We start from the raw sequence: 787 nt of genomic DNA, 5'->3' as shown, positions 1-787 counted from the left end.
GGTCGACAAAATCACGGCTGTGCAGCCCATCCGCCAACGACTGTAAGAAAAGGCACCCAGATGCTGCGCAGGAATAACCGAAATCAGGCTGGAAACCGCCCATAAAAAGGCAGCGCACAGAGCAAGCCATTCGTAACCCATGATTGATAGACGTCCTTGTTGAATAGGGTTGAGGGCTCTTAATATGCATGAAATGCCACGAGCAATGCCATCATTTTTTTATTTATTATTGGGAAGTTAAAGGGCTAGATAACATCAATAAAAAAGCAGCTCTGGGAGCTGCTTTTTCGGGGCGGTTTACACTTTAAAGCGACTGATGTTTTCTCGCATGGTGTTCGCTGTGTTGAACATTCTGCGTGCGCCTTCACTGCTTTTCAGTGATTGCTCAGCAATGACATCTGCATCGTCTTTGATGCCTTGAGTATTGCGGCTGATGTCTTCACTTACCGCTCGCTGCTCTTCTGCTGCGCTCGCAATCTGCATCGCCATATCATTAATCTCAGTGATAGAGTTGGTGATGCTGGTTAGACTGTCGTGCGCTTGCTGTGCGTAATCCACGCTGGTATCTGCCAAGCTAGTGCTGGCTTGCATGCTGTTTACGGCAAGCTTGGTATTGCTTTGCAGCGTTTCAATCATGGTACGGATTTCTTCTGTTGAGCCATGAGTGCGTTGGCTAAGTACACGTACTTCATCCGCTACCACGGCAAATCCGCGTCCTTGTTCACCCGCGCGTGCTGCTTCGATGGCCGCATTGAGAGCGAGCAGGTTGGTTTCCTCAGCAATGCCT

Annotated in this window: 1 protein-coding gene and 1 pseudogene; both read right to left on the bottom strand. The window is 49.2% G+C overall.

The genetic code is table 11. The annotated features are described in order from the left end of the window. A pseudogene (locus R7Z50_RS26570) lies at positions 1 to 141 on the bottom strand (EamA family transporter); the annotation flags it as partial. A gap of 156 nt (positions 142 to 297) precedes the next feature. Further along, on the bottom strand, positions 298 to 787 hold a 490-nt coding region (locus tag R7Z50_RS26565), incomplete at its 5' end, for a methyl-accepting chemotaxis protein (protein ID WP_318149620.1).

It is taken from the genome of Vibrio sp. 1249-1, assembly GCF_033340495.1.
The sequence above is the reverse complement of the archived record's forward strand: the minus strand, read 5'-3'. Positions and strand labels throughout refer to the sequence as shown.